The organism is Streptomyces racemochromogenes (genome assembly GCF_044129415.1).
Lineage (GTDB): Bacteria > Actinomycetota > Actinomycetes > Streptomycetales > Streptomycetaceae > Streptomyces > Streptomyces racemochromogenes_A.
In genome coordinates, this window is record NZ_JBBDHD010000225.1 from 1 (window position 1) to 6,350 (window position 6,350).

The window sequence follows — 6,350 nt, forward strand, 5'->3', positions numbered from 1 at the left end:
TGTTTGGTTTTTTTTTATATGATACAGCTGTAGACGACCGGGTCGTGGGGGGGGGGGGCAGCGCCGGCAAGGTCTACGGCTTCAATCTCCCGATCCCCCGGCCGCGGGGGGGCCCGCCGCGGGGGGCGCCGCTTGGCCAGGGCCGCCTCCTCGGCGGCGTCGGCCGGGCCGCCCGCCACGGCCTCCTCGCGGGCCCGCCACTGCTCGGCGTCGTGCCGGCCGGGGCGGCCGGCGCCGGCCTCCCCGTACCCCTCGTCGTCGTACGCGTTCGGGGCGATGATCCCCAGCCGGATCCCCAGCCGGCGCAGCCGCTGCGGGATCGCGTTGACCGGGGTCGCGGTCACGACCAGCAGGCCGAAGACGGTGAGCAGCACCAGCATGGGCACGGCCAGCGGAGCACCCATGGTGAAGATCAGCGGCTTGGAGGCCGCCCACCCGACGAGTCCGCCCGCGTTCTGCATGGCGGTGGTGCCCTCGTCGCGGCCGGGGGCCCCGCAGGCGATGTGGACCAGCCCGAGGACGCCGATGACCAGGGCGGAGAGGCCGATGCCGATGCGCCCGTTGGCGTCGCTCTGCTCGGGATGCCGGATGAAACGTACCGCCATGATCCCGAGCAGGATCGGCACGAGCAGGTCCAGGCGCCCGAAGGCCCCCGTGACCAGCATGGTGACCAGGTCCCCGACGGGCCCGCTCAGGTTGGACCAGGTCCCGGCGGCGACGATCAGCGCCAGGGCGAGCAGCAGCAGCGCGACGCCGTCCTTGCGGTGGGCGGGGTCGAGGTTCTTCGCACCCCGGCCGATGCCCCGGAACGCCTTGCCGACGAGGTGCGCGAGCCCGAGCCAGCAGCCGCGGACGAGCCACACCACGCCCCCGGTCGGGGACGGCGCCGGTTTGGCGGCGGTCTTCTTCACCGGGGCGCGCCGTGCCGCCGCGGCCTTCTTCGCGGGAGGCTTGCGCGCCGGGGCCGCCTTCCCGGCCGGGGCCGTCGTACGGCCGGGGCGGCCCTTCGCGGCGCCCGCGGTGCTCTGGGAACCCTTGCCGGACGTACGTGAGGCCATGGGCCCGAGGTTACCGGTGCGCGCGCCGGTGGACACGCGTGCCCACCCCTTCACCCGTTCGTGTCGCCCCGTCCGTACGCCTCTTGACGCGCCGGCAGACCTGACGTGCCGTCGGCCGGGCGGTCAGCCCTGCGCGGGCAGGACCGGAGCGGCCCCGCCGGCTCCCGGCTCCAGCGCGTCCAGAGCCCGGCGCAGGCCCGTCAGCTTGCGCTCCAGGTGCGCCGCCGTGGCCACCACCGCGGCGTCGGCGGAGTCCTCACCGAGCTGCTTGGTCAGCGCCTCGGCCTGCTCCTCGACCGCCGCGAGCCGTGCCGACAGCTCGGCCAGCAGACCGGCCGCCTCCTTGCTGCCGTCGCCGTTGGATCCGCCGCCCTCCAGCTGGAGGCGCAGCAGGGCCGCCTGCTCCCGCAGTTGGCAGTTCTTGGTGTACAGCTCGACGAACACCGAGACCTTGGCGCGCAGCACCCAGGGGTCGAACGGCTTCGAGATGTAGTCCACCGCGCCCGCCGCGTACCCGCGGAAGGTGTGGTGGGGACCGTGGTTGATCGCGGTGAGGAAGATGATCGGGATGTCCCGGGTCCGTTCGCGCCGCTTGATGTGCGCGGCGGTTTCGAACCCGTCCATTCCCGGCATCTGGACATCCAGCAGGATGACCGCGAAATCGTCCGTAAGCAGCGCTTTGAGCGCTTCCTCCCCCGACGACGCCCGGACCAGTGTCTGATCGAGCGCGGAGAGGATGGCCTCCAGCGCCAGCAGATTCTCCGGCCTGTCGTCGACCAGGAGGATCTTGGCCTTCTGCACCATGCCCTGTCCTCCTCGCCCCGGCATGGGGCCTCCCCGGCTCCGGACGCCGGCCTGTGTGCCGGGGCCCGCCCCAGAGGACGGCGTCTTCGAGCCGTCCGTCCTTGTGCCGGTCATCGTAGCCCCAGTCCTGAGATCGCCACACCCTGTCACCAAGATGTCACTGTGCACGAAGCCGAAACGCGGCGGGAGGGCGGAAGGTTCCCCGCCCGCCCTCCCCCACGCCCCGGCCTCCGGTCAGTCCCCGCGCATGTGCTGCTCCATGACCGACAGCAGGTAGTCGGGTTCGACCGGCTTGGTGACGTAGTCGGAAGCCCCGGAATCGATGGCCTTCTCCCGGTCCCCCTTCATCGCCTTCGCCGTCAGCGCGATGATCGGCAGCCCCTCGAACTGCGGCATCCGCCGGATCGCCGACGTCGTCGCATACCCGTCCATCTCCGGCATCATGATGTCCATCAGCACCACGGCCACGTCGTCGTGCTGCTCCAGCACCTCGATGCCCTCCCTGCCGTTCTCGGCGTAGAGCACCGCCAGCCCGTGCTGCTCCAGCACGCTCGTCAGGGCGAAGACGTTGCGCACGTCGTCGTCCACGATGAGCACCCGCTCGCCGTGGAAGTCGTACGTGCGCGGTGCCGCGGGCAGCGCCTCCGGTTCCTCCCACGCCACCCCGTCCGGCTGCCCCGGCACCTCGGTGCGCGGCGGCGGACCGGTCAGCGGCTTGCGGCGGCGCCGGAACAGCGCGGAGGAACCCTGCCCGGCCGGCTCCGCCGCCGGCAGTGCCTGCCGCACCGGGACCGCGTTCTTCGGGGCCGGGGGCAGCGCGGCCGCCGGCGCCGGCGGGGGCACCGGCAGCGCCTCCTCCGCCGCCCTGCGGTACTCGGTCCGCGCCCCGCCCGGGGTCGGCGGCGCGTATCCCTGCGGGGGCAGCTCGCTCGGGTGCAGCGGAAGGTACAGCGTGAACGTCGACCCGCGGCCGGGCTCGCTGGCCGCGTGGATCTCCCCGCCCAGCAGCCGGGCGATCTCCCGGCTGATGGACAGGCCGAGCCCCGTACCGCCGTACTTGCGGCTCGTCGTCCCGTCGGCCTGCTTGAACGCCTCGAAGATCACCAGCATCTTGCTCGCCGCGATCCCGATGCCGGTGTCGGTCACCGAGAACGCGATCAGGTCCGCGTCGGCGTCCCGCAGCGACCCGGCCTCCAGCAGCTGCTCCCGGATCGCCGCCGGCACATCCGCCCCGGCGGGCCGGATCACCAGCTCCACCGCGCCGTTGTCGGTGAACTTCACCGCGTTCGACAGCAGGTTGCGCAGCACCTGGAGCAGGCGCTGCTCGTCGGTGTGCAGGGTCGCGGGCAGCTCCGGGGAGACCCGGACCGAGAAGTCCAGGCCCTTCTCCGCGGTCAGCGGCCGGAACGTGGCCTCCACGTAGTCCACGAGCTGGACCAGCGCGATCCGGGTCGGCGAGACGTCCATCTTCCCGGCCTCGACCTTCGACAGGTCGAGGATGTCGTTGATCAGCTGGAGCAGGTCGGAACCCGCGCCGTGGATGGTCTCCGCGAACTCCACCTGCTTCGGCGAGAGGTTCTCGTCCGCGTTGTCCGCGAGCAGCTTCGCCAGGATCAGCAGCGAGTTCAGCGGGGTGCGCAGCTCGTGCGACATGTTCGCGAGGAACTCGCTCTTGTAGCGCATCGACACCGCGAGCTGCTCGGCGCGCTCCTCCAGGACCTGCCGGGCCTCCTCGATCTCGGTGTTCTTCACCTCGATGTCCCGGTTCTGCTGGGCCAGCAGCTCCGCCTTCTCCTCCAGCTCCGCGTTCGCGGCCTGGAGCGCCTTCTGCCGGTTCTCCAGCTCGTCGGAGCGCTCGCGCAGCTGCTCGGTCATCTCCTGGGACTGCTTGAGCAGCATCTCCGTCTTGGAGTTCACGGAGATGGTGTTGACGCTCGTACCGATCATCTCGGCGATCTGGCTCAGGAAGTCCTTCTGGATCTGCGTGAACGGCTGGAAGCCGGCCAGCTCGATGACGCCGAGCACCTTGCCCTCGAACAGCACCGGCAGCACGATCACGTGCGCGGGCGGCGCCTCACCCAGCCCCGAGGAGATCTTCAGGTACCCCGGCGGGGTGTTCTCCACCAGGATGATCCGCTTCTCCTCCGCGACCGTCCCGATCAGCCCCTCCCCCGGCCGGAAGGAGATCGGCATCTGCCCGCCCGCGTACGCGTAGCTCCCGCGCATCCGCAGCTCGTACGAGCCCTCCGCGCCGCCGTCCGTCCCGATCTCGGAGCTCCCGCCGGTGGGCACCGCCAGGAAGAACGCCCCGTGCTGCGCCGCGACCACCGGCGTCAGCTCGCTCATGATCAGTCCGGCCACGTCGTCCAGGTCCCGGCGGCCCTGCATCAGGGCCGAGATCCGGGCGAGGTTGCCCTTGAGCCAGTCCTGCTCCTTGTTGGCCAGGGTGGTGTCGCGCAGGTTCGCGATCATCGTGTTGATGTTGTCCTGGAGCGCCTGGATCTCGCCCGCCGCGTCGACGTCGACCTTCAGGCTCAGGTCCCCCCGGGTCACCGCGGTCGCCACGGCCGCGATGGCCCGCACCTGCCGGGTGAGGTTGCCGGCCATCTCGTTCACGGACTCGGTCAGGTCGCGCCAGGTGCCGTCCACGTCGCGCACCCGGGCCTGGCCGCCCAGGATGCCCTCGGTGCCCACCTCACGGGCCACCCGGGTCACCTGGTCGGCGAAGGAGGACAGCTGGTCGACCATCGTGTTGATGGTCGTCTTCAGCTCCAGGATCTCTCCGCGCGCATCGATGTCGATCTTCTTGGTCATGTCGCCCTTGGCGATGGCGGTCGTGACCATGGCGATCTGCCGCACCTGGCCGGTCAGGTTGGAGGCCATGAAGTTCACCGAGTCGGTGAGGTCCTTCCACGTGCCCGACACGCCCGGCACGTGCGCCTGGCCGCCCAGGCGGCCCTCCGTACCCACCTCGCGGGCCACGCGCGTGACCTCGTCCGCGAACGAGGACAGGGTCTTGACCATCGTGTTCACCGTGTCGGCGAGCTGCGCGACCTCGCCGCGCGCCTCGACGGTGACCTTCTTGGTGAGGTCGCCGTTGGCGACGGCCGCGGACACCTGGGCGATCCCGCGCACCTGGGCCGTCAGGTTCCCGGCCATCGTGTTGACGTTGTCCGACAGGTCCTTCCAGATGCCGGTGACCCCGCGCACCCGCGCCTGACCGCCGAGGATGCCCTCGGTGCCCACCTCACGGGCCACCCGCGTCACCTGCTCGGCGAAGGAGGACAGCTGGTCGACCATGGTGTTCACCGTGGTGACCAGTTCGAGGATCTCCCCCTTGGCGTCGACGGTGATCTTCTTGGAGAGGTCGCCCATGGCCACCGCCGTGGTCACCTCGGCGATGTTGCGGACCTGGGAGGTCAGGTTGTTCGCCATGAAGTTGACGGACTGGGTGAGGTCCTTCCAGGTGCCGGAGACCCCCTTCACCTCCGCCTGGCCGCCCAGGATGCCCTCGGTGCCCACCTCGCGGGCCACCCGCGTCACCTGCTCGGCGAAGTTCGAGAGCTGGTCCACCATCGTGTTGATGGTGTTCTTCAGCTCCAGGATCTCCCCGCGCGCGTCCACGTCGATCTTCTGCGACAGGTCACCGCGCGCCACCGCCGTCGCGACCTGGGCGATGTTGCGGACCTGGGAGGTCAGGTTCCCGGCCATGCCGTTCACCGAGTCCGTCAGGTCGCGCCACACGCCGGCCACGCCGGGCACCTGCGCCTGACCGCCGAGCCGGCCCTCCGTACCCACGTCACGGGCCACCCGCGTCACCTGCTCGGCGAAGGCCGAGAGCTGGTCCACCATCGTGTTGATGGTGTTCTTCAGCTCCAGGATCTCGCCCCGCGCGTCCACGTCGATCTTCTGCGACAGGTCACCGCGCGCCACCGCCGTCGTCACCTGGGCGATCTGGCGCACCTGCGAGGTCAGGTTCCCGGCCATGAAGTTGACGGAGTCGGTCAGCTCCTTCCAGGTCCCGGACACCCCCTCGACCCGGGCCTGGCCGCCGAGCCGGCCCTCCGTGCCCACGTCCCGCGCCATCCGTGTGACCTGGTCGGCGAAGGACGACAGCTGGTCCACCATCGTGTTCACGGTGTTCTTCAGCTGGAGCATCTCACCCGAGACGTCCACGGTGACCTTCTGCGACAGGTCGCCGTTGGCCACCGCCGTCGTCACCTGCGCGATGTTGCGCACCTGCCCGGTGAGGTTGCGGAAGGCGGTGTTCACCGAGTCGGTGAGGTCCTTCCACGTACCGGCCGCACCCGGCACCTGGGCCTGACCGCCCAGCTCGCCCTCGACGCCGACCTCACGGGCCACCCGCGTCACTTCCGAACCGAACGACTGGAGCTGGTCCACCATCGTGTTGACGGTGTTCTTCAGCTGGAGCATCTCACCCGAGACGTCCACGGTGACCTTCTGCGACAGGTCGCCGTTGGCCACCGC

At 70.6% G+C, this 6,350-nt stretch carries 2 protein-coding genes and 1 pseudogene; all 3 read right to left on the reverse strand.

What is annotated here, in order from left to right; all coding sequences use genetic code 11:
* Positions 1 to 32: 32 nt before the first annotated feature.
* Positions 33 to 1,058 (reverse strand): annotated as a pseudogene (locus WDV06_RS35770) (cell division protein FtsK); the annotation flags it as partial.
* A gap of 123 nt (positions 1,059 to 1,181) precedes the next feature.
* Positions 1,182 to 1,862 carry a response regulator gene (locus tag WDV06_RS35775; protein WP_395513988.1) on the reverse strand — a complete coding sequence of 227 codons (681 nt, stop codon included), beginning with the start codon at positions 1,860 to 1,862 and terminating at the stop codon, positions 1,182 to 1,184.
* Positions 1,863 to 2,096: 234 nt separating this feature from the next.
* On the reverse strand, positions 2,097 to 6,350 hold a 4,254-nt coding region (locus WDV06_RS35780), incomplete at its 5' end, for a HAMP domain-containing protein (RefSeq protein WP_395513989.1).